The sequence below is a fragment of the Xanthomonas campestris pv. badrii genome (assembly GCF_012848175.1).
Taxonomy (GTDB): Bacteria; Pseudomonadota; Gammaproteobacteria; order Xanthomonadales; family Xanthomonadaceae; genus Xanthomonas; species Xanthomonas campestris_C.
Genome location: NZ_CP051651.1, coordinates 3,737,688 through 3,761,937 on the forward strand (window position 1 = coordinate 3,737,688; position 24,250 = coordinate 3,761,937).

Consider the following 24,250-nt stretch of genomic DNA (forward strand, 5'->3'; position numbering starts at 1 on the left):
CTCATGTTCAGAACTCTCGTACACGTGTGTGTGTTTCTCATCGGCCTGCTGGCGGTTTGCTGGGTCGGCATCGGCTATCTGGGTTCCAACCCGCTGGGAGCCTGCGTTGCGGCGGTGATCGGCGCCTGCTACGTGGCCGGCGCAGTGGAGCTGTACCGCTATCGCCAGGCCACGGCCACGCTGGACACCGCGCTTGCCGCGGTGACCACGGCCCCCACCGCGCTGGATGCGTGGCTGGGGCAACTGCACCCCAGCCTGCGCAATGCGGTGCGCCTGCGCATCCAGGGCGCACGCGTGGCCTTGCCGGCGCCGGTGCTCACGCCGTACCTGGTGGGTCTGCTGGTGTTGCTCGGCATGCTCGGCACCCTGCTCGGCATGATGGCCACGCTCAAGGGCACCGGCGTTGCGCTGCAGAGCGCGACCGACCTGCAGGCCATTCGCGGCTCATTGGCCGCCCCGGTGGAAGGCCTGGCCTTCGCCTTCGGGACGTCCATCGCCGGCGTTGCCACCTCGGCCATGCTCGGCCTGTTGTCGGCGCTGTGCCGGCGCGAGCGCCTGCAGGCGGTACAGCGGCTGGACCTGAAGATCGCAGCCGAATTGCATCCGCATTCGGAAGCGCATCAGCGTGGCGAAGTGTTCAAGCTGCAGCAGCAACAAAGCGCCCTGATGCCCGCCCTGATCGATCGGCTGCAGGCGTTGATGACCAGCATCGAGCAGCAAAGCGTCGCCGCAGACGCGCGCCTGGCCACGCAGCAGGCCGAGTTCCACACCAGGACCGAAGCGGCGTATGCGCGGCTGGCCACCTCGATGGAGCAGTCGTTGCAGGCTGGCGTCGCCGCTAGCGCACGCGCGGTCGGCGCGGCCCTGCAACCGGCCATGGAGGCCACCATGGCCAGCATCGCGCGCGACACCGCCACCTTGCACGAGCGGCTGACCCAGGCGGTGCAGCAGCAACTGGACGGCATCAGCAGCGGCTTCGAACGCAGTGCCGGCAGTGCCGCCACGCACTGGGCCAGCGCGCTGGCCGCACAGGAGCAGGCGCAAGCCGCCCTCAACGCACAGGTGCAGGCCACGCTGGAGCAGATCACCCTGCAGACCACCGCGTTGCAGGAGGGTGTGGGCACGGCCGTGCAACAGCAATTGCTCGGCCTCAGCACGGGCTTTGAAGACAGCGCGCGCACCGCGGCCGAGCACTGGCAGGCCGCACTGGCTGCGCAGGAGCGCACGCAGCATGCGCTCAGCGAACAGCTGCAAACGGCCATGGCGCAGGCCGATCAACGCAGCGCCGCGCTGCAGGACAGCGTGGGCGTGGCCGTGCAACAGCAGCTGCATGCGCTCGAGGAGGGCATTGCACGCAGCAATGCCACCACCGCCGAGCACTGGACGGCGCTGCTGGCCGAACAACGCAGCGCCACCCAATCGATCGGCACGCAGGTGCAGGCCACGCTGGAACAGCTGGCCCTGCAAGCCGCCGCATTGCAGGACGGCGTCCGGCAGGCGGTGCAGCAACAACTGGAAGGCTTGACCACCGGCTTGGAGGCAAGCACCGCCGCCGCCGCGGCAGGCTGGACCTCGGCGGTTGCCGAACAGCAGCGTGCCAACCACGCACTCACCCAGGACCTGCAGCGCAGCCTGACCGCATTCGCCAGCACCTTCGACGCACGCTCCAGCGCACTGGTCGATGCGGTGTCCGCGCGCCTGGACCAGTCCAGCAACGAGGCGACCACTGCCTGGACACAGGCACTGGCGCAGCAGCAGCAGGCCGGCGCGGCATTGGCGAACGAGCACCAGCGCGCACTGGCCGCGGCAAGTGCCAGCTTTGAAACGCAGGCCGCCGCCCTGGTCGGCAGCCTGCAGCAGTCGCATGGCCAGTTGCAGGCCGCCCTGGAGGCACGCGACACCCAGCGCCTGGCGCTGTGGAGCGAACGCTTCACCAGCATGAGCGCGGCACTGGGCAGCCAGTGGGAACAGACTGGCGCACGCGTGGCGCAGCAGCAGCAGACCATCTGCGACACCCTGGCCAGCACGGCGAGCGAGTTGTCCACGCAGGCACAAGCGCAGGCCAGCGCCACCATCGGCGAAGTTTCGCGCCTGATGCAGATCGCCTCCGAAGCGCCCAAGGCCGCCGCCGACGTGGTGGCCGAACTGCGCCAGAACCTGTCCGAGAGCATGCTGCGCGACACCGCCATGCTGGAAGAACGCAGCCGCCTGTTGGCCACGCTGGAGACCTTGCTCAACGCGGTCAATCACGCCTCCACCGAACAACGCGACGCGGTGGATGCGCTGGTGACCACCTCGGCCGATCTGCTGCAGCGCGTGGGCAACCAGCTCACCGACCAGATCGGCAGCGAAACCGGCAAGCTCGGCGCGGTGGCTGCGCATGTCAGCGGCAGCGCGGTGGAAGTGGCCAGCCTGGGCGAAGCCTTCGGCATGGCGGTGCAAATGTTCAGCAGCGCTACCGGCGAACTCAACGAACGCCTGCAGCATGTCGCCAATGCACTGGATGCCTCGCTGACGCGCAGCGACGACCAGCTGGCCTATTACGTGGCGCAGGCGCGCGAGGTGGTGGACCTGAGCATGCTGTCGCAGAAGCAGATCATCGAGGAACTGCGCCAGCTCGACCGTGGCCGCAGCGATGACGCCGCCGCGGAGCCGGCATGAGCGACGAGATCGACATCGACGGCGAATCGGGTATTCCGATCTGGGCCGCGTTCGGCGACCTGATGTCGGTGCTGCTGGGCGCGTTCGTCTTGATCCTGGTCGGGGTGATCGGCGTGCAGCTGCAGCTGTCCAGCCGCCTGGACGAGGCGGTCAAGCAGCAGCAGGCCGAGGCGCAGCGCCGCAAGACGCTGGAGCAGGCGCTGGCCGCGCCGCTTGCGGCCGGCCGCGTGACCCTGGTCGATGGCCGCATCGGCATCCGCGGCAATGTGCTGTTTGCCTTCAACTCCGATGAACTGCAGCCGGAAGGCCGCGAGGTGTTGAAGTCGTTGGCTGCGCCGCTGGCGCAGTACCTGGCCGCGCGCGAGCAGATCCTGATGGTGAGCGGATTCACCGACGACCGCCCGGTGCTGGGCGGCAATCGTCGCTACGCCGACAACTGGGAGCTGTCTGCGCAACGCGCGCTGACCGTGACCCGCGCGTTGATCGCCGAAGGCGTGCCCGCTGCCTCGGTCTTCGCTGCCGCGTTCGGTTCACAGCAACCGGTGGATTCCAACGCCGACGAAGCGCGCCGGGCAAAGAACCGCCGGGTGGAGATCGCACCGATCGCACGTCCATCCAGCACGCGCCACGACGCGCCTGCGCCGGCCGCAGCGCCACCATGAGCAGGCAGGCAGCCTCTGCGCGCGCGCGCCTGCAACGCTGGCACGCCGAAGGTGCCGGCCAGGTGGATCCGGTGCGCTTCCACCTGATGCAGGCGCTGGCAGCGCGCGCAAAGGCCCAGGCCGACGCGGCGGTGCGTGCGGTGCTGGAAGACAGGCTCGCCGCGCTGGTCGATCAGTACGCCGCAGTGATCGAGCAGGCCGCCGCGCGTGCGACACCCCGCGCCGTCCCGCCCGCGCCCCAACGCAGCCGATTGGCTGCACTGAGCGACCAGCTCGCCAGCCACGCGGCGCTGATGGAAGTGGACAGCCGCAAGACCGCTGCCGCCGATGCACTCCCGTTTCCCGAGCTGCCGGCACTGGACGACTTCCGCCGCACCTGGACCACCGTGCGCACCGCCAGCCAGGTGCGGCAATCGCTGCAGGACGCGCCCAAGGACGCCGGCCCGCTCAATTCCAGCGTGCTGGTGCATCGCTGCATCAGCCTGATGCGCGAACGCTCGCCGGGATATCTGCAGCATTTCCTCGGGTATGTGGATGCCTTGTCGTGGCTGGAACAGATGCATACCGGCGGCGTGCTGGCGGATGAAACTGCGGCACCGATCGGCACTGCTGCAAGGAAGCGCAGCCGCAGCAGCACGGCAAAGCGGCGCAGCTGAGGTTGGCATTGCCGCCGGACGGCGGTGTCCGTACGCCGTTACAACCACAATCGCAATCACCTACTGCATGCATGACACGTGACAGGACGGTGTGCCGAATCAGCCACAAGCGCCCGGATCTGCGCGGGCAGTGACCATCACTGCAAGCACGCCACCCCAGTCGCTCGCCGCACGCCTGGTTGACGCAGTTCGACCGCTACGATGCCAACGCCCGCCTGCAGCAAGCACAGGGTCTGCAGGCATGGGACGTCGATGGCGCGCCGCCACTGTCATCGCATCGGCGGTGTAATCACCGGCGCATGCTCCTGCATCAGCGCGATCACCCAATCGATGAAGGCACGCACCTTCGTACTCACGCGCCGGTTGGGCGGGAACACGATCGACAATGGCATCGGCTCCAGATACCAGTCGGTGACTACCGGCACGAGCTCGCCGCGGCTCAGCGGCGCAAGCGCCATGTACTGCGGCAACCACAACGCCCATGCCGGCCAACCCGGGGGCGAGATAGGCATTGCCGTCGTCACAGGCCACCGCATCGCGGCCTTGCACCTGTATCTGCTCGCCATCGCGCTGCATGACCAGTGGCCACGGCACGCCATCGTCCCAGCGCATGAAGCCCACCGTGCGGTGCGCGGTGGCTTCCAGCTCGCGCGGATGCGCCGGTGTGCCCAGGCGTGCCAGATAACTCTGCGCCGCGTAGACGCCAGCCTGCAGGTCGCCCACATGGCGCGCCACCAGCGATGGGTCGATGCCGCCGCCACGTATCACGCAGTCGACGTGTTCGGCGATCAGATCGATCTGCCGGTCGTTGGCTCCCATATGCAACTGGATGTCGGGATAGCGCGCATGGAAGGCGGGCAGTGCGGGCATCAGAATCGGCCGGGCGAGCGGACTGGGCACATCCACCCGCAGCCGCCCGCGTGGCACGCGCGAGGCGTCGGGCAGGCTGATTTCCGCATCGTCCATGTCGGCCAGCAACCGCACCACCGGCGCGTAGTAGGCCGCGCCGTCGGCAGTGACCGCCACCCGACGCGTGGTGCGGTTGAGCAAGGTCACCCGCAGGCGCCTCCAGCTGCTGCACCAGTTGGGTTGGCGCGGCTCATCTGCAAGGTGTCGCCGCCCCTGCCGCTGGCCTGACCATGTCCGATCGGATACTGGCGTAGCTCGGGCCGCCACAAGCGTGGAGGTCAGCCGGCCGTGAGCGCGCTGGCCGCCGCGCAGTGGCGCACTGCTGCAGACGCCTGATCTGCGGGCGCCTCCGCGCGCGCAAGGCATAACCAGATGCTTATCGCCCTCTTCGCGCGACCAGGAAAATAGGCGGTCTTTGTCACATTTTTGCCCCAAAGTGGCGCGGCCGCACATTCTTCACGCATACGTCACCAATAAGCAACATTCACATGCGATAGCTGTTGTGCTCGCTAGACAGCGAGCCAACCGTCCCCTTCCAGCGCACGTTCGCTGAGCGTCGGCCTGCCCTCCAGCAGCCGGCGGTGGCTTCGTGCGTCCGATTGATTCCCAGGAGATTCACTCCCATGCGCTTACGGACCCTGTTTGTCGTTCTGCTGCTTGCCGCTGTCAGTGCCACCGCAAATGCCCAGGTTGTCACCCTCAACAAGGGCGGTTACACGCTGCGGTATGACTGCACCAACCGCACCGCGCTGCGCTACGAGTACGTGCTGCAGGCCGACACCGGCTCGGCCGCACGTCCGTCCAGCTTCAATCTGGATACCGAACTGCCCAGCGGCTGCGCCGGCCAGACCTCCACTGCCTCCTATGCCAGCGTGCGCACCGGCTACGACCGCGGCCATCTGGTGACCTCCAACCACATGGACTACAACGCGACCTACATCCGTCGCGCCAACCTCATGAGCAACATCGTGCCGCAGGTGGCCAGCTTCAATCAGGGCATCTGGGTGCGCGCCGAGAACGTGGCCGAGTGTTACCGCGACATCGCCAGCGTGCAGGTCTACGGCGGGGTGATCTACAGCGATACCAGCAACGACTACTTCCTGAGCAGCCACGGCATCCGCACGCCGGATTTCTTCTGGAAGACCATCATCACCGCCAACCCGGGCGGCGGCACCCGCGCCATCAGCTGGCTGATTCCCAATAGCGCCAATCTGGGCTCGCTGGACAGCTACATCGTCAGCATCGACGAACTCGAAGACCTGTACGGTGCCAGCACCATCGGCATCACCGCCCCGGCCGCGGTCAAGGCCATGTTGCCCGCCACCACCTGGCCGCAGCCGAGCAACTGCGACCTGGGCTGAGTTGCTTTACATCCACCTCGATGCACCCAGCCCGGCGTTTGTCGGGTTGGGTCACGCGGTGTCGCACGCCGCAAACCACGCGGCATACGGCGTGTTCCTGACCAGATGCCGATCGAGATCGGCGGCACCGTCGGTCCACCACACCGGCCCGCGTTCGCCCTGGGCGGCCTTGGCGGCGTCGACCTGGCGACGTGCCGCCGCCTGACTCTGCGCATCGTCATCGCGCGTGGCGGCCTTGACCGCATGCCGCGCATCCATCAGTGCGCCTACCAGCGCTACACGGATGGCTTCGCTCAGATGCGGATTGGCCGCGCGCCATCGCCTGCCACGCACGATGAGGTAGCGTCCGTCCGGCGTCCGCAGCGGTGCGTCGGTTCCGCTCATGGCGATGGCTGGTACCCGAGAGTCGGCACGTCGGCTCACCCAACCGGTGCGAAGCGTGGGCGCATGACACCGTCCACCTCGACCTGTTCGACGAACATCGCATACGGCCTCACCCACAGGCCAACGTCGCTGTCCATTGGCCGGTACAGCACCAACGGCTCCAGCGTTTCGCTGCTGCGTACGACGCCAAGTACGTCATAGCGGCCGCCCTTGAAGTGGCGATACTCGCCCAGCGCAATGGTCGGTAATGGCGGCAATGCTTGCATGGCATTCAACGCAATAAGGGCGGTGGAGTGTAGGCCGGCTGTCAGTTGCTGACGAGCCGGCGCTGCATTGCACGCCTGTCGTGGTGCGCCCGCAGCAAGCCGCACGCAGCGACGACAGGAAACAGCGTGCTGCCGTGCTGCGCGCCCGCGGCAATGTAGCTGCCGACGCCTGTGGGGCCGTTGGCGCAGGCCTTGCCCGCTTTCGGGCAAGGTCCATTGCCTACCTCCATGCGCCGCTGGATCGGTGACGCACGCGGCCTCGCAGCTGGCGACGCCGCGTTTCAACCACTGCCGGGCGAGGTGTCTTCGTCCTCGTCCCCATCGTGTTCGATGCCGTCGTCGTCATCGATTTCGCTGTCCTGCGCAGGCCCATCCTGCAGCAGGTCCTCGTTCTTGCCCGGCGCCTTGACGCCATTGGGCGGTGTTGGATCGTCGACGCCCCGATTGCCGTTCTGGCTGTTGCTCATGGTCAGCTCCTGCGGCAGAAAACCGCCCCATCACCTTCCTCCCGGCCATGTGATGCGCATGTGTGGCGCGTGCAGCCGATGCGACGCCTCTCCCAGCATCCGGACCCACCCCGCTTGAGGCCGGATGCTGCCGCATCGGCCTGCATCCGCGTCTTGCCTGGCTCCGTAGATAAGCAGACGCCTCCCAAGGAACTACCATGCCGAGCCTGATCTGCGATCTGGAAGATCTGCTCGCCTCCTGGAAGGCAGAGGCGCACACCTTCGACGCCTGCGACATGCCGGCTTCCGCGATTGTCACCGTCGCCTGTCTGCGTTGCTGGCCGAGCATACCGCCCAGGCCATACCCACTGCCGAGTGCATTGCAACCAGCCAGCAAAGCGCACTGCCCTAGCTGCGGGCGCATGCGCTGGCTACAGCACATCGCCCCCCTCACTCATCGCCCATTGCGCGCTCGCCCATCAACTCGCGCTCGCGCTTTTCCAGTTCCTCGGCATAGCGCTTGCGCACGAATCCTTCGGACAGCACGCCCAGTACCTTGCGCTCGCTGTCGATCACCGCCAGCTCATCGGCCTGGGTGGCATCGAACACCTTCATGATCGCCACGATGTCGGTCTGCGCCAGCAGCGCCGCATCGCGATGCCGGGCGTAGTCGCTGACCGGCGCGTCCAGCTGCACGTTGTCGGCATACAGCACTGCCAGCGGCACCACGCCGGCGTACTGGCCGTTGGCATCCTCCAGCACCACGCGCTGGGTCGACCCCAGCGGGAAACGGCGCCGGAACTCGGCAACGCTGATGTCGTGCGCGGTGTGGTTGGCATCCTTGCGCATCATCTTGCCGGCCGACAGATTGCGCACCCAGCCCACATCGCGGGCGCTGCGGATGTTTTCGCCGCGCAGATGCAGCCGCCAGGTGGAGAACGAATACCCAAACACCTGGCGTACCACGGTGTTGGCCACCAATACCGCCGCCATCACCGCGCTGGCCAGCACGAAGTCGTGGGTGCCCTCCAGGATCAGCATCGCCATGGTCATCGGCGCCCCGACGATCGCCGCCGCCAGCGCCGCCATGCCCACCAGCGATGCGCTGGTGGCATCCACTACCGCAGCGCCCATTAGCAGGTTGAGGCTCACCGCGAACAGGCTGCCGACCAACGAGCCCATGAACAAGGATGCGAAGAACAACCCGCCGCGGAACCCGAACCCCAGCGAGATGCCCGACGCAATGCACTTGAGTACCAACAGCGTGGCCAGCACCTGCAGGCTACTGCTGCTGGTCAGATCCAGGTGCAGCGCGCCGTGGCCCGAGGACAGCACCTGTGGCGAATACAGCGCCAGCGGAATCAGCAACAGGCCGCCGATGACCGGCCGCCCCCAGACCGGCAAGTTGATCCGTCCTACGCCGCGCTCGATCCCGGCCACCAGGCGCATCACTGCGATGCCGATCAACGCGCACACCAGACCGAGCGCGATATAGATCGCGTAGTCGCGCGGCTGCAACTGGTACGCCACCGCCGCCGGTAGCGAGTACGGCGCTGCGCCCAGCGCATTGGCCATGAACGCGCCGGCCAATGCCGCCGCCGCCACCGGTGCCAGCGCCGACGGCGTGTAGGCGCCGATCACGATCTCGAACGCATAGAACGCTCCGGCCAGCGGCGCGCCAAAGGCAGCGGCGATCGCGCCCGCCGCACCGGCTCCCACCAGCGTGCGCATGTCGGCGCGGCGCACCCGCAAGATCCGGCCCAGCTGCGAGCCTGCACCGGACCCCATCTGCGTGTACGTCGCCTCCAGCCCCACCGAGGCGCCGAAACCGTTGGACAGCAAGGTCTGCACCGCAACGATCAGGTTGTCGCGCATCGACATGCGCCCACCGTGCAATGCGTTGGCCTCCACCGCATCCACCAGCGGCCGTTTGCGCCGCCGCGCCAGCATCGTCACCACGCCCACCAGCAAGCCGCCCAGCGGCAGGACCAGCAGCTGCGTGGGCGTGATCGTGCTGGCCGTACTGAGCCGCGCGTCCGGACCAAGCCCATACAACCAGGCCTGCATGCCGTGCGCGATACCGGACTGCGCCACCATCAACGCCGCGGCGATCAACCCCACCACCGCCGCCAGGCCGATGAACCACAGGTCGTTGGCGCGGAGCTGCCGGCGCAGCCAGTCCAGCGGTCGGCGCGCCAGCGCGCTGGGCGGATGCGGTGTCTGCGTGGGGGCGTGGGAATGTGGCTGCATGACAGGAGTGATCGCCGGATCAGCGCATCGGCCACGCCGACGCCAGCTGCGGCGTTAGTGTGCACCCGCGTCGCTGACCCCAGGCAAGCTGCGTGCGATGCATCCGTGTACCGCCTGCTGCGCCAGTGACCGCCGTTACGGCAAGGCTCTTTGCCAGAGTGGTCATGGCCTCGCTGGTTCGCCAGGCTGTCGCCCGCCGGCCGGAGCGGTGCGACACACGACACGAAGCGCGGATGTTCAACCGGCTGCTGGCACTGTTGGTGATCGAAGGCGCCCTGCTGCTCGGCTGTAAGCGGATCTATTCCGGCTGGGGTCTACCGTTGTTCAAGCGGCGCATTCCCATCCGCCGTGCGCGTGCTGCACCACCTCCCCAGCCGCTTATCGCGCACACCTCACATCGCCACATTGAGTTGCGGAATCTTGGCGAATTCTTCGGCGATAAAATCCATGAACGCGATCGCGCGCCTGGGCACCAGCCGATTGGCCGCGTACACGATCTGCATCGGCGCCGGCGGTGGAGCGAAGTCGTCCAGCACGGTCAGCAGGTCGCCCGAGGCCAGGCCGTCCTGGTACAGCCAGGTAGGCCCCTGACCGATACCGAGTCCGGCGGTCACCGCCGCGCGTGTGGCCTCGGGCGAGTTCACCCTGAACCGACCAGACACCGGCACATCGGTGTCCTTGAAACGCCAACTCGCCCCGGTGGCGAGCAAGGTATACAACACGCAATCGTGATGGCGTAGATCCTCTGGCACGCTCGGCACCCCGCGCTTGTCCAGGTAGGCACGGCTGGCCACCATCACCCGTTTGAACGCACCGATGCGCCGTGCGCGTAAGGCACTGTTATCCAGGTGACCGATACGGATCGCAAGCTCCGCACCTTCGTCGAGCAGATTGACGTAGCGGTCACTGATCTGCAGATCCAGTTCCAGTGACGGATACCGCTGCAGAAAGGTCGGCACCAGTGGCAACACGTAGGTGTGCGACAGCGCCGTGGGGCACGCGACCCGCAACAGTCCGGACGGCTGCACATCATCACGCAGCGCCATCTCCGATTCGGCCACCGCATCCAGGATGCGGCGCACCTCGGCGTAATAGCGCTCACCCTCCGGCGTCAGCACCAGCTTGCGGGTGGAGCGATTGAGCAGCCGGGTCTGCAGATGCTCTTCCAGCGTCGCCACGTGGCGGCTGACATTGGGCTGCCCCAGGCCCAGGTCGCGGCCGGCGGCAGAAAAGCTGCCTGTCTCCACGGCGCGGGCAAAGCAAGTCATCAACAGAAACCGATCCATGCGCTCTCGATTCATGCGGCTGGTGCATGAAGGTTATGCAGCTGCGACCGCTTCTGGCAAGCAATACATGACGCGATGATGGCTCCACCAGCTGGCCCACCAACGTGGAAGGCCAGCCCCTCAAACAGGAGCACGCATGAACCGTCTCGCAGGCAAACGCACCCTCATCACCGGCGGCACCAGTGGCATCGGGCTGGAAACGGCCAAGCAGTTCCTCGCCGAAGGCGCACGCGTCATCGTCACCGGCGTGAACCCCGACTCCATCGCCAAGGCCAAGGACATCCTCGGTTCCGAAGTCCCCGTGCTGCGCGCCGATTCGGCCAGCGTCGCCGCCCAGCAGGAACTGGCCCGCGCGGTCGCCGACCACTACGGCCAGCTGGACGTGGCCTTCCTCAATGCCGGCGTCTCGGTCTGGATTCCGATCGAGAACTGGACCGAGCAGGCCTTCGACGCATCCTTCGCCACCAACGTCAAGGGACCGTACTTCCTGCTGCAGTCGCTGCTGCCAGTGCTGGCCAACCCGGCGTCGGTGGTGCTCAATACGTCCATCAGCGCCCACATCGGTGCGGCCAGCTCCTCGGTGTACAGCGCCACCAAGGCCGCCTTGTTGAACATGAGCAAGACCTTGTCGAGCGAGCTGCTTGACCGCGGCATCCGCATCAACGCGGTCAGCCCTGGCCCGGTGGAAACCCCGTTGTACGACAAGGCCGGCATTCCCGATGCCTATCGCGCACAGGTCAACGAGCAGATCATCGCCGGCATTCCGATGGGTCGCTTCGGCACCGCGGAAGAAATCGCCAAGGCCGTGCTGTACCTGGCCTCGGACGAGTCCCGCTGGACGGTGGGCTCGGAAATCGTGGTCGATGGCGGCCGCCTGCTGAACCGATGACCTCATCGCGCCGTCGACCATTGCGCCGGCAGCGCTCCATCCACCTCAACCGATCACTCACCGGAGGTGTCCAACCCGACACCTCCCGGCATCTCCAAGAGAACCCGAAATGACTACCACGTCCTCGCATGCTTCAACACCGAAGAGCGCCCTGATCCTGATCGAATATGTCAACGACTGGCTGGCACCCACGGGTGGAATCCACGGCCAATTCCAGGACCGCGAGCAGGTCGATCTTGCCATCGCCAACTCGAAGACGATGCTGGCCGAAGCCCGCCGCCGTGGCATGGACGTCATCCATGCCTCGCTCAAGTTCGAGCCAAGCTTCAAGGTGCTTGGCGAAGGGAAATACGGTCTGCGCAAGATGATGCGCGATTACGGCTCGTTCCTCGGTGAGCAGGCCGATTTCTTCCCCGGCTTCGAGCCTCAGGACGGCGAATACGTCATCCGCGAACGTGCCGGCGGCAGCAGCGTCTTCGTCTCGACCACGCTCGACAGCTACCTGCGCAACAACCGCATCTTCGATATCTATCTTGCGGGCTTTGCGCTCAGGCAGTGCGTCGAGTCATCGATGCGCAACGCCCACGACCTGGGCTACAACACCAACGTGATCTATGACGCGTCGGCCGCGTTCACTCGCGACCAGCAGACAGCGTTCTTGAACGAGATTGCGCCGTTCTACGCCAATGCCATCACCACTCAGGATTTCGTCAAGCAGGCTTGACCTGCATCCTGCACCGGAGAAGACCCGATGATCGGCATGATCGTGACACTGGCGATCAAACCGGATAGCGGCGAGGCATTCGAGCGCGCTTTCGGCGCGCAGGCCGCAGCCGTCCGTGCCAACGAGCCGGGAAACCATCTGTACGAACTGCTCAGGTCGCGCACGCGACCTGACAGTTACCTGCTGCTTGAGATCTACGAAGACCAGGCCGCACTTGCATCCCACCGCAACGCCTCGCACATGACGCACCATCGCCCGCTGACAGCCCCCTTCATTGCGGCCGAGCCAACCATCGAGGCCTTCGATGTCATCAGACATCCTGTCTGACCTCAGCGCGATGCGGCCCGCCATTCCAGTAAGAGCGGCTAACAAAACTACTGCGCAGCCGTCAGGCGGGCGCGGTCGGTGCTCGGAATCGGCATGTACCACGCGTACACTCCGGTTCCTGCGCGCCGCCTACACCCACCTGACGACTGCTCGCTACGTTCTGTTAGCCGCTCCAAGTCGTTGATCCCCTCGAGGTTCCCATGAACGAGACTCCGGATGACCGTACGGGGTTGCTCTACGCTATTGCGGCCAATGTCCTGTGGGGCGTACTGCCGCTATACCTCGCCCTGCTCAAGGGCGTGGATGCGCTGCAAGTTCTCTCGCATCGTGTTGTCTGGTCGTTGCTGGTGTTCGGTGCGCTTCTTGCGGCGTGGGGTCGGCTACGGCCACTCATCGCCGCGGCGCGTGGCCGAATTCTCGGCCTGCTGACGTTGAGCGCAGCGCTGATCGCGTTCAACTGGTTCGTGTTTATATGGTCGGCTGCTAACGGTCACCTGGTCGAGGTGAGCCTTGGCTACTTCATGATTCCGCTCGTCAATGTCGCGCTCGGCACCTTGCTGTTGAAGGAACGGCTGAGCCTCCCGCAGTCGGTGGCGATCGGCGTTGCGAGTGCAGGCGTTGCGATCCTTGCCATTAGCGGAGGTGGCCAACTGTGGATTTCGCTGACATTGGCATTGAGCTTCGGCTTCTATGGGCTGATACGCAAGATGACCGCGATCGATGCGCTTGGCGGGCTGATGGTGGAGACGGGACTTCTCGCCCCGCTCGCGATTGGCTTTCTTTTTTCCACCGGCATCACCGGCGACGGTGAATTCGGACGCAGTGGCCTCATCGATGCGCTGTTGATTCTCGCAGGACCAATTACCGCCTTGCCGTTACTCCTCTTCGCGGCGAGCGCAAAGCGGCTGCGCTACACGACGCTGGGGCTGCTTCAGTTCATCGCCCCCACGTTGCTTCTGCTGGAGGCAATCTTTGTCTACCGAGAACCCATCCGCCCCATCCAGCTCGCCACGTTCAGCCTGATCTGGATCGGCTGTGCGATGTATGTGTGGAGCAGCATCCTCTCGGCACGAGGTCTGAACGCACACGCCTGAGCAAACGCTGAGTACGCCTGTGCATGTCGGCAACATGCGCAGGATCAGATCGAAGGCACGATCGGCGACACCGCCGAGCAGCTCAGACGCCAGGCGTGCGGCACGTTTGAACGCCCCCACGTCCTGAGGCGTTCCTTACGGATGGACCAGCGGGTGCTGTGGAGCGCGCTGCTCTCCTAGACCCGGCTGGGGAGCGCTACGCTATTTGGACGCCTTGCGCTTGCCGCGATGGGCAGCGAGGAACAGTCCGACAGCCGACCGGCAACAGGATTGGATCTCCTTGCTGTCCTGGGCTTTGGACGCATCGAAACGCGCGACGATCAACAGGTCAGACCCCTTGAAAAGCGCGGCAAACAAGCGTGCGGACGTGAGAGGGTCGGGCACGTCGGTCTTTGTCGATGGTCACGCCATTGCACCCGATCTACGCGCCGATCTGGCAAGCCGCAACATGCCCGTGATCGATGGCCGCATCACCGGAATTGCCCGCCAAGGGAACCACGCTGCCACCATCAGCACCGATGCCGGCTCCGACGTTGCGGTCGACATCCTGTTTGCGCATCCACGCACCACGCCATCGGCAAGCCTGCATGAAGCGCTGGGCCTGGCCACCATCAACACGCCAACCGGCATCGCCCTCGAGGTCGACGCGCACTCAGCCCTGCGCGAGGTGGGTAAGCCCCTTGCCCAACTTGGCGTTGGGCTGGAAGGGTGCGTCCAAGGCCTTCAGGAATCGCCCAGGCTCCACCGTCGACGATGTCACCGTCAACTCGGCAGCCATGACGCTCTCGGCCTCGCGCATGACCGCATCACGCACAAAGGCCGAAAGCGGCACGCCACGCAAACCGCTGGCATCAGACAGTAGGCGGCATGGATGTCTGCGTTGAGTTGCGAAGCAGGTATTGCTTCGTAATGCAGCCCCCTGTCTGACTGAAGGGTCAGTGGCGATGCACTTCCCATCATCCTGCTATCGCACGGCCACGGACCCTCGCTCTATCTGCCGTCCAAGGACGGCTACGCGCCGCTTGCGGGCTTCTACGCAGAGCAGGGTTTCGTCGTGATCCAGCCAACGCATGCCAACTCCAAAGTTGCCGGGCTGCCCGCAGGCACTCCGGGCGCACCGTTGTTCCTGCGATCGCGCGCTACTGATTTGTCACTGGTGCTGGACCAGCTGCCGGACATCCAGGCACAGGTGCCACATCTGGCAGGTCGCCTGGACACGGGACGCATCGCGGTCGTAGGACATTCGCTTGGTGGCATGACCGCGAGCATGCTGCTTGGCGCAAGGATCCCCGACATCACTTCCCCGGCAAACACATCTCTCGATTTCTTCGAGCCTCGCCTGAAGGCAGGCGTCATCCTCGCCGGCCCCGGGCATGGCGATGGTCTCAGCGAGATGGCGGCACGCAACTACCCGGAGTTGCACCCTGACTTCACCTACATGAGGACACAGACCATGGTCGTGACGGGCGAACATGACGTTTCGCCCCATATGACTGTCCGAGGAGCCGATTGGCACGCCGATCCGTATCACCTGAGTCCAGGGGCCACGGCCCTGCTTACCTTGACCGGCGGGCGCCATGGACTGGGCGGGATCTCCGGCTTCGATGCGAAGGAAGCGGACGACGAGGATCCGGATCGGCTCGCAACTACACAGCGTATGACAGCGGCCTGGCTGCGCTCGGCGCTGTACGCGGGCGACGATACATGGCGCGCTGCCGCCGATGCGCTTGGTTCGGATGCACCAACGCTGGGCACCATCCAAACGAAGCGATCCGGTCCAAGCCCCATCCATGGATAGATCGATTGCTATCATCGGCCGTCGATCCTCGGCACGACGCGCCTGCGGCATTTTCTGCTGCCGCATCCTGCGCTCGTAGCGGCTGCCTGTTCGCTGGGCTGCGACCATCGACGCCAGCGCCAACCGCACTGGATCGGCCTCACACCCAGTGCAATTCCCGGAGCGGAACATTCAGAGATGAGCGACCCGATTGCCGAGGTGGTGGGCCTCCTCCAGCCCAGCGCGCCTTTCACCAAGCAAGTGAGTGCTGCCGGAGCCTGGCGGGTACGTCGGTCAGAGGCCGGACGCCCCTTCTATTGCGTTGTGTTGGAAGGCGGTTGCAGGCTGGAGGTCGAGGGCCGTGCCCTGCTCGAGCTCCAGGCTGGCGATTTCGTGCTGATACCGTCTGCGCGGCGGTTTGCGATGTCCAGCCTGGAACCGGTAGCCGCTGACGACATCGATCCGGCCACCATCGTCATTCGCGATGGCAGGGTGCGATTAGGCCAACAGCACGGAATGCCCGATTGGGAGGCCCTGCTTGGCTACTGCGTCTTTGGATCGCCAGATGCAGCGCTGCTGACTTCCCTGCTTCCGCAACTGATCCATGTGCGTGGCGAGCAGCGATTGTTGACACTGGTGCAACTGCTGCGCGATGAATCGCGCGCTGATCGGCCCGCGCGCGAATTGATACTGAAACACCTTCTTGAAGTGATCCTGCTCGAAGCCTTCCGCGCTGACACCGGAACCGATGCACCTCCGGGCCTCCTGCGCGGCTTGGCCGACGACCGGCTGGCCGTGGCACTGCGCAGCATGCATCAACACCCAGGGAAGGCGTGGACCGTTGCCCTGCTGGCCGACGTCGCCGCCCTTTCACGATCGGTGTTCTTCGAGCGGTTCAAGCGCGCATTGGGCGTTGCGCCGATGCACTACTTGCTGGCCTGGCGTATCGCTCTGGCCAAGAAACTATTGCAGGAAACGGATATCGGCATCGCGCAGTTGGCCGAGCGCCTGGGCTATGGCTCTGCAACCGCGTTCAGTGTCGCTTTCTCCCGCCATACCGGGATGTCGCCGACGCAGTATGCACAACGAAAGGCGTCAATCCTGCCAGGCTTTAATTTCCCGGGGTAGAGCGACGAGACGGCAGGATCTGTCCGGCGTCCACGTAGTCCTCGCCCCCGTGGTGCTCCCGCTCGGAGAGCTTCCATGTGAAGTAAGCAGAGAAACGAGCAGGTGAAACCTTGCCTGGCCGTCGATCCATGGACCAACGGTAGGCCACCCGGCTCATGGATCTCCCGCGATCGTATCCGCCCTGTAGGGCGATGCCCGTATTTTTCTAGCACACGTCCACCACGTCGAACGCCCTTGCTATCGCCCAAACTGATCAATTCAGGTTTGTTCCATCCTGCAAAGCGCACTGCCATGCGGCTCCAAGCGGATGACAGGCACGCGTTCTCATGCGTGCTCACCGGCTGCTGGTAGGCAGGTTCGTATCGTTCGGGCAACATAACAGGGTTAGGCCGCAACGATCCTGCGGCACCTTGCAGCAGGCGCTGCGCCCCCTGCCTGCAGAACAGACCGGGGGGTTCACACCACGCGGTAGGAGTCGGTCGTGCCATCTGAAATAGCGCTTGAGCCCACCCTGGACCTGTCCAGCTGTGCCAAGGAGCCCATCCATACGCCCGGTGCGATTCAGCCGCATGGATTGCTGCTCGTCATCGATCCAGCAAGCCTATCGGTCACCCAGCGCGCGGTGTCCGACTCCCGCATGCTGGACACCTATGGCGATCCATTGGGCTGTGCTGCTTCAACCGTCCTGGGTGCGGTGCTGGCGCCGTTCTCTTCGATGCTGGCCGCGCTCAGGCCTGGGGCCTCCACGCTGGTGGGGTTTTTGCCGCTCGGCGAGCATGGCACCCATACCGTGCTGGCGCATCGCTCCGAACGCGACCTGCTGGTTGAATTCGAAGCGCCCATTGCAGGCGAGTCGGATTCCCCCAACGACTTCTATCCAGCAATCCGTCGCTTCATCGAAGTGATCGAGGCCACCACCACCACCAGCGACCTGTGCCAGGTTGCAGCAACCCACATCCGTGAACTGACCGGCTTCGACCGGACATTGATCTACAAGTTCGATGGTGACTGGAATGGTGCCGTACTGGCCGAGGATCGTAACGAGGTCCTGCCCTCCTATCTGGATCTGCGCTTTCCCGAGTCAGACATTCCGGCACAGGCCCGCGAGCTCTATCGGCGCCATCGGATACGGCTGATTGCCAGCAATTGCTATGTTCCCGTCCCGCTGGTCGCAACCCCTGAGCAGGCGGCCACTGCACCGACCGACCTGAGCCTGACGGTGCTCCGGAGCGTGTCTCCGGTGCATCTGCAGTACATGCGCAACATGGGGACCGGTGCGTCGTTGTCGATCTCGGTGGTTTGCGACGGTCGCCTGTGGGGCCTGATTTCCTGCCATAACCACGACGCCAAACGTGTGCCCTACCCGGTACGCACAGCCTGCGAGTTCATCGGGCAGATCTTCTCGCTGCAGGTCTCCCAGCGCGAACGCGCGCTCAAGGTGGAGGAGCGGGTCAGGCGGCGTGCAATCCAGGTGCAGCTGCTGGGACGGATGGCGGGCGACGAGAACTTCATGGCTGCGCTGGGACGGCATCCACAAAGCCTGATGGCCCTGACCCAGTCCAGCGGGGTCGCCATCGTGCATCGCGATGCCTGCGTGCTGCTGGGCGACTGCCCGACACAGGCCCAGGTGCTGAAACTGGTGCAATGGCTGACGGCCCACCAGGGCAGCGAGGATCTGTTCCATACCGACCGGCTGCCGGCGCTGTGGCCGGAGGCCGATGCCTTCGCCGATGTGGCCAGCGGCGTCCTGTCGCTGTCGATCTCCCAGTTGCACGACAGCTTCGTGCTGTGGTTTCGCCCGGAGGTGGTGCGCACCGTGCGCTGGGGCGGTGATCCACGCAGCAAGGCCACCGGCCAGGTCCTGTCGCCGCGCATGTCGTTCGAGTCCTGGAAGGAGATCGTGCGCAAGCAGGCCTTGCCCTGGGACGAGGTAGACCGGGATGCGGCCATGGAATTGCGCGTGGCCATCGTGGACATCGTGTTGCGCAAGGCCGAGGAGATGGCCGAGCTCAACGAGCAGCTGGTGCGCAGCAACAAGGAGCTGGAGGCGTTTTCCTATTCGGTCAGCCACGACCTGCGTGCGCCGTTTCGGCACATCGTCGGCTATTCGGAGCTGCTCGGTGCCTCGGCGTCCGAGCGCTTGAACGACACCGAGCGCCGCTTTCTGGCAACGATCGCCGAATCGGCCAAGTCGGCGGGCGTGCTGGTGGATGACCTGTTGAGCTTTTCGCAGATGGGCCGTTCAACGCTGGGGCGCCTGCCCATCGACATGGGCGTGCTGGTCGAGGATGTGCGCCACACACTGGCCATGGAAGCCGGCGGCCGGTCGATCGACTGGCAGGTGGCCGATCTTCCCACGGTGGATGCCGACCCGACCATGCTGCGGCTGGTGTGGCAGAACCTGCTGGCCAACGCGATCAAGTTCACCCGCGACAGCGCCGCGGCCCGGATCGAGGTGGCGCACACCCGCACCGAGCACGAAGACATCTTCTCCGTCGGCGACAACGGATGCGGCTTCGACATGCGCTATGTCAACAAGCTGTTCGGCGTGTTTCAGCGCCTGCACCACTCCGACGAATATGAAGGCACCGGTATCGGGCTGGCCAACGTGCAGCGCATCGTCAATCGCCATGGCGGACGGACCTGGGCCGAGGGCGAGCTGGGCAAGGGCGCAACGTTTTACTTCACCATTCCGCATTCGACTGGAGACAGCGCGTGAGAGATCTTCGCCCTATCCTGCTTGTAGAGGACAATCCCAAGGATGCGGAGCTGACCATGGCAGCGCTGGCACGTTGCCAGCTTCTCAACGATGTGACCCATGTGCGCGACGGTGCCGAGGCACTGGACTACCTGCGCTGCGAGGGCGCCTATGCCGGGGCGCAGCATGGTGGCCCGGTGGTGGTGCTGCTGGATCTCAAGCTGCCGAAGGTCAACGGGCTGGAAGTGCTGGCCGAGGTCCGCGGCGACCCGGCGCTCAGCAGCACGCCGATCGTGATGCTGACCTCGTCGCGCGAAGAGCCGGACCTGATCAAGAGCTACCAGCTGGGCGTCAATGCCTTCGTGGTCAAGCCGGTGGATTTCAAGGAGTTCTTCGAAGCCATCCAGGGGCTGGGCATGTTCTGGGGCATCACCAACCAACCCCCGCCGCACCGTCCCATGTCACCAGGCAAGAGCTCATCGAATGACTGATGCAAACATGGACGCGCCCATTCGCGTCCTGATGCTGGAAGACAACGCGCTCGACGCCGAACTGATCAGCGCCCAGCTTGCCGCCGCACGGTTGCATGTGGCCATCACCCGGGTCTGGACCCGGGACGCATTCGTCGACGCGCTGGAGACACGACAGCACGACGTGATTCTGGCAGACCACGTACTGCCCGGCTTCGACGGTGACACCGCCCTGCAGCTGGCACATGCGCTGTTGCCGGAGATTCCTTTCATCTTCGTTTCCGGCACGCTCACCGAAGAACTGGCGGTGCAGGCGCTGACGCGCGGCGCGCGCGATTACGTGGTCAAGCAGCGCCTGCAACGTTTACCCGATGCCATCAAGCGCTGCATCAACGAGAGCCGCGAGCGCGCAAAGCTGCGCGCGGCCGAAAGCGAGCTGCAGGAAAGCCGCGTCCGCCTGCAACTGATCACCAATTCGCTGCCAGCTTTGATCGCTCACCTGGACGCCGATCACCACTATCAATTCGTCAACAGCGCCTACACCCACTGGCATGGTCTGGACGCGGACCGGTTGATCGGCATGCATGTGCGCGACATCGTAGGCGCGCCGTTCTTCGAGGAAATCGCCCCATTCCTGCGCCAGGCCGCGGCCGGCGAGCGGGTCCAGTTCGAGGCGCGCGTGCCGCGCAAGGAGGGCGGCTTCCGCTATGCCCTGGTCGATTGCGTGCCCGAAAGCTCGCAGGACGGACGGGTCAAGGGCTATTACTCGATGGTGCGCGACATCAGCGATCTCAAGCAGGCCGAGCTGTCGCTGCGCGAAGTCAACGAGTCCCTCGAACATCAGGTGGAAGAGCGTACAGCGGCCCTGCGCAGCAGCGAAAGTCGCCTGCAAACCTTGTTCGAGTCCAGCTTCCAGCATCAAAACCTGCTCACGCCTACCGGCCACATCATCGATTCCAATCGTGCTTCGCTGTCGGCGATCCTCGCTGACAAGGCGCAGGTCTTCGGCCTGCCGTACTGTGACGCGCCCTGGTTTTCGGAAACCCCCGACGTGCGCGACAGCGTCGTCGAGGCGATCGTCGCTGCAGCGGCAGGCCACGCATCGCGACACGAGTTCAACCTCAATCTGCCCACTGGCCGGCGCTCATTCGACTTCTCGTTCCGTCCCCTGCTCGATCACCAGGGAACGGTCACCGCAGTGGTGTCCGAAGCGGTGGAAACCACCGCACGCCGGCAGGCCGAGGAGGCGCTCAGGCAGAGTCAGAAGATCGAGGCAGTGGGCCAGCTGACCGGCGGGATCGCGCACGACTTCAACAACATCCTGACCGTGATCGCCGGCAACGTCGAGCATGCCAAGATGTATATCGACCGCATGGACGATTCCGCCACGCCCTCACGTGCGATGGACAACGCGCTGAAAGGCGTCATGCGCGCCTCCTCGCTGACCCAGCGCCTGCTGGCCTTCGCCCGCAAGCAACCACTCAACAGCCAGGCGATAGACCTCAACGAGCAGCTGCTGGGGATGCAGGACATGCTCCAGCGGACGCTGGGCGAATTGGTGCAGCTGGAAATCGTCACCGCACCGGACGTATGGTGCGTAGAGCTCGACCCGAGCCAGGTGGAGGCGTCGGTGCTGAACCTGGCCGTCAACGCGCGTGATGCCATGCCCGATGGCGGACAGCTGACGATCGAGGTGGGAAACGGACACCTGGAACACGACTACATCACGCCGCTGACGGATGTACCGCCGGGCCGCTATGTCATGCTGCGAATCCGCGACACCGGCCATGGCATGCCCGAGGACGTGAAGTCGCGTGTCTTCGAGCCGTTTTTTACCACCAAGGAGGTCGGACGAGGCACCGGGCTGGGGCTGTCCATGGTCTATGGCTTCGTGAAACAGTCCGGCGGCCATGTGCTGATCGAGTCGGCGCCCAGTGACGGGACCTTGATCACGCTGCTTTTTCCCCGCTCGCCGCTGCCGTTGCCGCGCGTGCAGGTCGATGGAAACAGCCAGCCCACCCGCTACCGTGTCAACGAGGAAACGGTGTTGGTGGCCGAGGACAACGACGATGTGCGCGCCTACACCGTCGGGGCGCTACGCCAGCTGGGTTACAAGGTGCTGGAAGCGCACGATGGCGACTCGGCGATGCGTCTGCTCGAACGGCGTGACGTCAAGGTTGACCTGCTGCTCTCTGACATCGTCATGCCGGGCATGAATGGCTGGGAGCTTGCGCGCAGGGCGAAGGCCCATCTGCCTGGGCTGCGCATCCTTTTCGCCTCGGGCTATCCCCGAGATTTCAGTGCCAGGGATGTATCCCGGAGCGATGCCGGCATTCTGGTCAAGCCGTTTACACGCAGCGACCTGGAACGCGCGGTGCGATTGAGCATCGACGGCGCAGGGGCCTAGCATAGTGGCGAGCGTGTCTCAGCCGTTGCATTGAACAGGCAAGAGCCAAGCGTCGCTGTCGACAAGCGATGCTGTGGCGCCAGTCAGGCATGCAGCTGCCATCGCGGCGGTGATTCTTTGATGGCTGACCTCGATGGCGGTCGACAGCATCTGGTCGTCCGGACATTGGCCTGCCGGCCTTGCACACATCAGGCCAAGGGCGCCCGGACACAGCGTGCAGCATGTTGTTGCCACATTGAACGCCGCAGCGAACTGGCCAGGAGCGTGGTCAGAATAAGAGAACAGCCAAGCGCACCTGCATCTAGGAAGCATGAAGCGGATGGTTCGCCGGTAGCCACTGCATTGCTAGCGACGATCGTGCCTCATCACACAGGCATTCGTGGCCGAACCAGAATAATGGCCTCCACGTTTGGTCGTCCGGCCGTACCGGCGACCCCCAACCCGCCATTCCACGGAGGCATCCATGCAGGGCTCGGCTCCGCAACGTCCCGCCATTCGCCAGCGCATCCTGCCGCAGGTGTTCATCCCGACCGCGACGATCGTGATCGCCCTGCTGGCACTGGCGGCCTTTGCGCCGACAGTCGCTACCCGCTGGTTCACTGCGGCCAAGACCTGGGCCGCCAACGATGCCGGCTGGTTCACCATCCTGGCGGTCGCCGGATTCCTGGTGTTCGTGGTCGCAGTTGCGGTAAGCAGCTATGGCCGCATCAAGCTGGGGCCGGACCACAGTACAGCGGATTACAACTATGGTCATGGTTTGCGATGCTGTTCGCTGCAGGCATGGGCATCGGGCTGATGTTCTTCGGCGTCGCCGAACCCATCATGCATTACGCCACTCCGCCGATCGGCGCGCCGGAATCGGCGGCCGCGGCGCGTCAGGCGATGCGTATCACGTTCTTCCATTGGGGCATCCATGCCTGGGCGATCTATGCTGTCGTCGCACTTTCCCTGGCCTACTTCGCGTATCGGCACAACCTGCCGCTGCGCGTGCGATCTGCGCTCTATCCGCTGATCGGAGATCGCATCCACGGCCCGCTCGGACACGCAGTGGATACGTTCGCCGCGCTGGGGACCATCTTCGGCCTGGCCACCTCGCTCGGCCTGGGGGTCATGCAGATCAATGCCGGCCTGAACTACCTTTTCGGCCTGGAGGTCAGCACGCTTGTCCAGGTCTGCCTGATCACGCTCATTACCCTGGTAGCAACCGGCTCGGTGGTTGCGGGATTGGACAGCGGGGTAAGGCGGTTGTCGGAAATCAACATGATCCTGGCAGCGGCATTGCTTGCATTCGTTCTGATCTGGGGGCCGACGGTTCACCTGATGCAGGCATTTGTCCAGAACACCGGCATGTACGTGTCCAACCTCTTCTCCATGACGTTCAACTTGTACGCCTACGAGCCCACCGGATGGCTCGGCGGATGGACGCTGTTTTACTGGGGCTGGTGGATCGCCTGGTCGCCTTTTGTCGGCATGTTCATCGCAAGATCGGCACCGCGCTGCGGCGATCGCAGAGCCAGCGCATCGGTCGACAACAGGCACCCGACGGGACATCCTACGCACCGCGCAAAATGCCGGTGCGGGATAAGGCCGGCAGAGTGAAACGCAAGAAGATGTTCGCCAAGCTGCGGCAAACCAAGTTCCTCAAGGTGAGCGCCAGTCCCAACGAGGTGAGCGTGGGATTCATGGGGCGTGTGTCCCGTATCGCACGTGTGCACCAAGACGGCTTAAGCGAAAGAGTGCGGCCTAGAGGTCCAAGGGCACATTACGAACGGCGCGTGCTGTTGGGGCTCACCGAGCCAGACCGGTACCTCATCCGAAACCAGCTCTTGAATCACCTACAATAATGTACTTCTAG

General features: G+C 64.8%; 20 protein-coding genes, 1 other RNA gene and 4 pseudogenes. 17 read left to right on the top strand and 8 right to left on the bottom strand.

Annotation, left to right across the window (positions count from 1 at the left end):
- Positions 1-3 precede the first annotated feature (3 nt).
- The 3 genes from HG421_RS15780 to HG421_RS15790 are packed head-to-tail and all read left to right on the top strand — an operon-like array spanning position 4 to position 3,979.
- The gene (locus HG421_RS15780; protein ID WP_169707189.1) at positions 4-2,661 is read left to right on the top strand and encodes a DUF802 domain-containing protein; all 2,658 of its coding nucleotides are present in this window, start codon (positions 4-6) and stop codon (positions 2,659-2,661) included.
- Entirely contained in the window at positions 2,658-3,323 is a 666-nt protein-coding gene (locus tag HG421_RS15785) for an OmpA family protein (RefSeq protein WP_169707190.1), read from the top strand. The genes HG421_RS15780 and HG421_RS15785 overlap by 4 nt, the downstream gene beginning before the upstream one ends.
- Positions 3,320-3,979, top strand: coding sequence for a DUF2894 domain-containing protein (locus HG421_RS15790; protein WP_169707191.1), 660 nt, complete (start codon positions 3,320-3,322; stop codon positions 3,977-3,979). The genes HG421_RS15785 and HG421_RS15790 overlap by 4 nt, the downstream gene beginning before the upstream one ends.
- A gap of 269 nt (positions 3,980-4,248) precedes the next feature.
- On the opposite strand, the pseudogene HG421_RS15795 reads toward HG421_RS15790, so the two are convergent.
- Positions 4,249-5,078, bottom strand: a pseudogene (locus HG421_RS15795) (LysR substrate-binding domain-containing protein); the annotation flags it as partial.
- Positions 5,079-5,511: 433 nt separating this feature from the next.
- Here HG421_RS15795 and HG421_RS15800 point away from each other — a divergent pair.
- Positions 5,512-6,249 carry a DNA/RNA non-specific endonuclease gene (locus HG421_RS15800; RefSeq protein ID WP_169707192.1) on the top strand — a complete coding sequence of 246 codons (738 nt, stop codon included), beginning with the start codon at positions 5,512-5,514 and terminating at the stop codon, positions 6,247-6,249.
- Positions 6,250-6,300: 51 nt separating this feature from the next.
- Here HG421_RS15800 and HG421_RS15805 read toward each other — a convergent pair whose 3' ends face one another.
- The 3 genes from HG421_RS15805 to HG421_RS15815 form a co-directional block, all read right to left on the bottom strand.
- On the bottom strand, positions 6,301-6,633 hold the full coding sequence (locus HG421_RS15805; RefSeq protein ID WP_169707193.1) for a hypothetical protein: 333 nt from the start codon (positions 6,631-6,633) through the stop codon (positions 6,301-6,303).
- 35 nt (positions 6,634-6,668) lie between these two features.
- On the bottom strand, positions 6,669-6,899 hold the full coding sequence (locus tag HG421_RS15810) for a DUF1653 domain-containing protein (RefSeq protein ID WP_169707194.1): 231 nt from the start codon (positions 6,897-6,899) through the stop codon (positions 6,669-6,671).
- Positions 6,900-7,180: 281 nt separating this feature from the next.
- Positions 7,181-7,366: a hypothetical protein gene (locus HG421_RS15815; RefSeq protein WP_169707195.1), complete on the bottom strand. Its 186-nt coding sequence runs from the start codon at positions 7,364-7,366 to the stop codon at positions 7,181-7,183.
- 197 nt (positions 7,367-7,563) lie between these two features.
- On the opposite strand from HG421_RS15815, the pseudogene HG421_RS15820 reads away from it, so the two are divergent.
- Positions 7,564-7,757, top strand: a pseudogene (locus HG421_RS15820) (hypothetical protein).
- Positions 7,758-7,795: 38 nt separating this feature from the next.
- On the opposite strand, the gene HG421_RS15825 reads toward HG421_RS15820, so the two are convergent.
- Positions 7,796-9,595, bottom strand: coding sequence for a chloride channel protein (locus HG421_RS15825; protein ID WP_169707196.1), 1,800 nt, complete (start codon positions 9,593-9,595; stop codon positions 7,796-7,798).
- 392 nt (positions 9,596-9,987) lie between these two features.
- The gene (locus tag HG421_RS15830; protein ID WP_228330891.1) at positions 9,988-10,863 is read right to left on the bottom strand and encodes a LysR family transcriptional regulator; all 876 of its coding nucleotides are present in this window, start codon (positions 10,861-10,863) and stop codon (positions 9,988-9,990) included.
- Between the two features lie 154 nt (positions 10,864-11,017).
- On the opposite strand from HG421_RS15830, the gene HG421_RS15835 reads away from it, so the two are divergent.
- The 5 genes from HG421_RS15835 to rarD all read left to right on the top strand — a co-directional run bounded on the left by HG421_RS15835 (position 11,018) and on the right by rarD (position 13,915).
- The gene (locus HG421_RS15835; RefSeq protein WP_169707198.1) at positions 11,018-11,770 is read left to right on the top strand and encodes an SDR family oxidoreductase; all 753 of its coding nucleotides are present in this window, start codon (positions 11,018-11,020) and stop codon (positions 11,768-11,770) included.
- A gap of 109 nt (positions 11,771-11,879) precedes the next feature.
- Positions 11,880-12,494, top strand: coding sequence for an isochorismatase family cysteine hydrolase (locus tag HG421_RS15840; RefSeq protein WP_169707199.1), 615 nt, complete (start codon positions 11,880-11,882; stop codon positions 12,492-12,494).
- 27 nt (positions 12,495-12,521) lie between these two features.
- Positions 12,522-12,821 (top strand): putative quinol monooxygenase, encoded by a 300-nt coding sequence (locus HG421_RS15845; RefSeq protein ID WP_169707200.1) that lies wholly within the window; start codon positions 12,522-12,524, stop codon positions 12,819-12,821.
- A 93-nt stretch (positions 12,822-12,914) separates the two neighbouring features.
- Positions 12,915-12,990: non-coding RNA, sX9 sRNA (locus tag HG421_RS15850), on the top strand.
- Between the two features lie 31 nt (positions 12,991-13,021).
- Entirely contained in the window at positions 13,022-13,915 is an 894-nt protein-coding gene (gene rarD, locus HG421_RS15855) for an EamA family transporter RarD (protein ID WP_169707201.1), read from the top strand.
- A gap of 421 nt (positions 13,916-14,336) precedes the next feature.
- On the opposite strand, the gene HG421_RS21305 is transcribed toward rarD, so the two are convergent.
- Entirely contained in the window at positions 14,337-14,567 is a 231-nt protein-coding gene (locus tag HG421_RS21305) for a hypothetical protein (RefSeq protein WP_248279394.1), read from the bottom strand.
- Positions 14,568-14,747 (bottom strand): DUF1778 domain-containing protein, encoded by a 180-nt coding sequence (locus HG421_RS15870; protein WP_343204217.1) that lies wholly within the window; start codon positions 14,745-14,747, stop codon positions 14,568-14,570. It abuts the gene before it with no gap.
- A 222-nt stretch (positions 14,748-14,969) separates the two neighbouring features.
- Here HG421_RS15870 and HG421_RS15875 point away from each other — a divergent pair, with 222 nt between their 5' ends.
- The 7 genes and pseudogenes from HG421_RS15875 to HG421_RS15905 form a co-directional block, all read left to right on the top strand.
- On the top strand, positions 14,970-15,713 hold the full coding sequence (locus HG421_RS15875) for an alpha/beta hydrolase family protein (protein ID WP_211161736.1): 744 nt from the start codon (positions 14,970-14,972) through the stop codon (positions 15,711-15,713).
- Between the two features lie 177 nt (positions 15,714-15,890).
- Positions 15,891-16,820: an AraC family transcriptional regulator gene (locus tag HG421_RS15880; RefSeq protein ID WP_169707202.1), complete on the top strand. Its 930-nt coding sequence runs from the start codon at positions 15,891-15,893 to the stop codon at positions 16,818-16,820.
- 481 nt (positions 16,821-17,301) lie between these two features.
- On the top strand, positions 17,302-19,539 hold the full coding sequence (locus tag HG421_RS15885) for an ATP-binding protein (protein ID WP_248279395.1): 2,238 nt from the start codon (positions 17,302-17,304) through the stop codon (positions 19,537-19,539).
- Positions 19,536-20,009: a response regulator gene (locus tag HG421_RS15890; RefSeq protein ID WP_169707203.1), complete on the top strand. Its 474-nt coding sequence runs from the start codon at positions 19,536-19,538 to the stop codon at positions 20,007-20,009. Before HG421_RS15885 ends, HG421_RS15890 begins: the two co-directional genes overlap by 4 nt.
- Positions 20,002-22,395: a response regulator gene (locus HG421_RS15895; protein WP_169708234.1), complete on the top strand. Its 2,394-nt coding sequence runs from the start codon at positions 20,002-20,004 to the stop codon at positions 22,393-22,395. The genes HG421_RS15890 and HG421_RS15895 overlap by 8 nt, the downstream gene beginning before the upstream one ends.
- Positions 22,396-22,858: 463 nt before the next feature.
- A pseudogene (locus HG421_RS21310) lies at positions 22,859-23,820 on the top strand (BCCT family transporter); the annotation flags it as partial.
- 41 nt (positions 23,821-23,861) lie between these two features.
- Positions 23,862-24,239 (top strand): annotated as a pseudogene (locus HG421_RS15905) (phage virion morphogenesis protein); the annotation flags it as partial.
- Positions 24,240-24,250: the final 11 nt, after the last annotated feature.

Coding starts and splice junctions, on each gene's coding strand:
- HG421_RS15780 (WP_169707189.1), top strand. CDS start 4: ATGTTCAGAACTCTCGTACACGTGTGTGTGTTTCTCATCGGCCTGCTG.
- HG421_RS15785 (WP_169707190.1), top strand. CDS start 2,658: ATGAGCGACGAGATCGACATCGACGGCGAATCGGGTATTCCGATCTGG.
- HG421_RS15790 (WP_169707191.1), top strand. CDS start 3,320: ATGAGCAGGCAGGCAGCCTCTGCGCGCGCGCGCCTGCAACGCTGGCAC.
- HG421_RS15800 (WP_169707192.1), top strand. CDS start 5,512: ATGCGCTTACGGACCCTGTTTGTCGTTCTGCTGCTTGCCGCTGTCAGT.
- HG421_RS15805 (WP_169707193.1), bottom strand. CDS start 6,633: ATGAGCGGAACCGACGCACCGCTGCGGACGCCGGACGGACGCTACCTC.
- HG421_RS15810 (WP_169707194.1), bottom strand. CDS start 6,899: ATGCAAGCATTGCCGCCATTACCGACCATTGCGCTGGGCGAGTATCGC.
- HG421_RS15815 (WP_169707195.1), bottom strand. CDS start 7,366: ATGAGCAACAGCCAGAACGGCAATCGGGGCGTCGACGATCCAACACCG.
- HG421_RS15825 (WP_169707196.1), bottom strand. CDS start 9,595: ATGCAGCCACATTCCCACGCCCCCACGCAGACACCGCATCCGCCCAGC.
- HG421_RS15830 (WP_228330891.1), bottom strand. CDS start 10,863: ATGACTTGCTTTGCCCGCGCCGTGGAGACAGGCAGCTTTTCTGCCGCC.
- HG421_RS15835 (WP_169707198.1), top strand. CDS start 11,018: ATGAACCGTCTCGCAGGCAAACGCACCCTCATCACCGGCGGCACCAGT.
- HG421_RS15840 (WP_169707199.1), top strand. CDS start 11,880: ATGACTACCACGTCCTCGCATGCTTCAACACCGAAGAGCGCCCTGATC.
- HG421_RS15845 (WP_169707200.1), top strand. CDS start 12,522: ATGATCGGCATGATCGTGACACTGGCGATCAAACCGGATAGCGGCGAG.
- rarD (WP_169707201.1), top strand. CDS start 13,022: ATGAACGAGACTCCGGATGACCGTACGGGGTTGCTCTACGCTATTGCG.
- HG421_RS15880 (WP_169707202.1), top strand. CDS start 15,891: ATGAGCGACCCGATTGCCGAGGTGGTGGGCCTCCTCCAGCCCAGCGCG.
- HG421_RS15895 (WP_169708234.1), top strand. CDS start 20,002: ATGACTGATGCAAACATGGACGCGCCCATTCGCGTCCTGATGCTGGAA.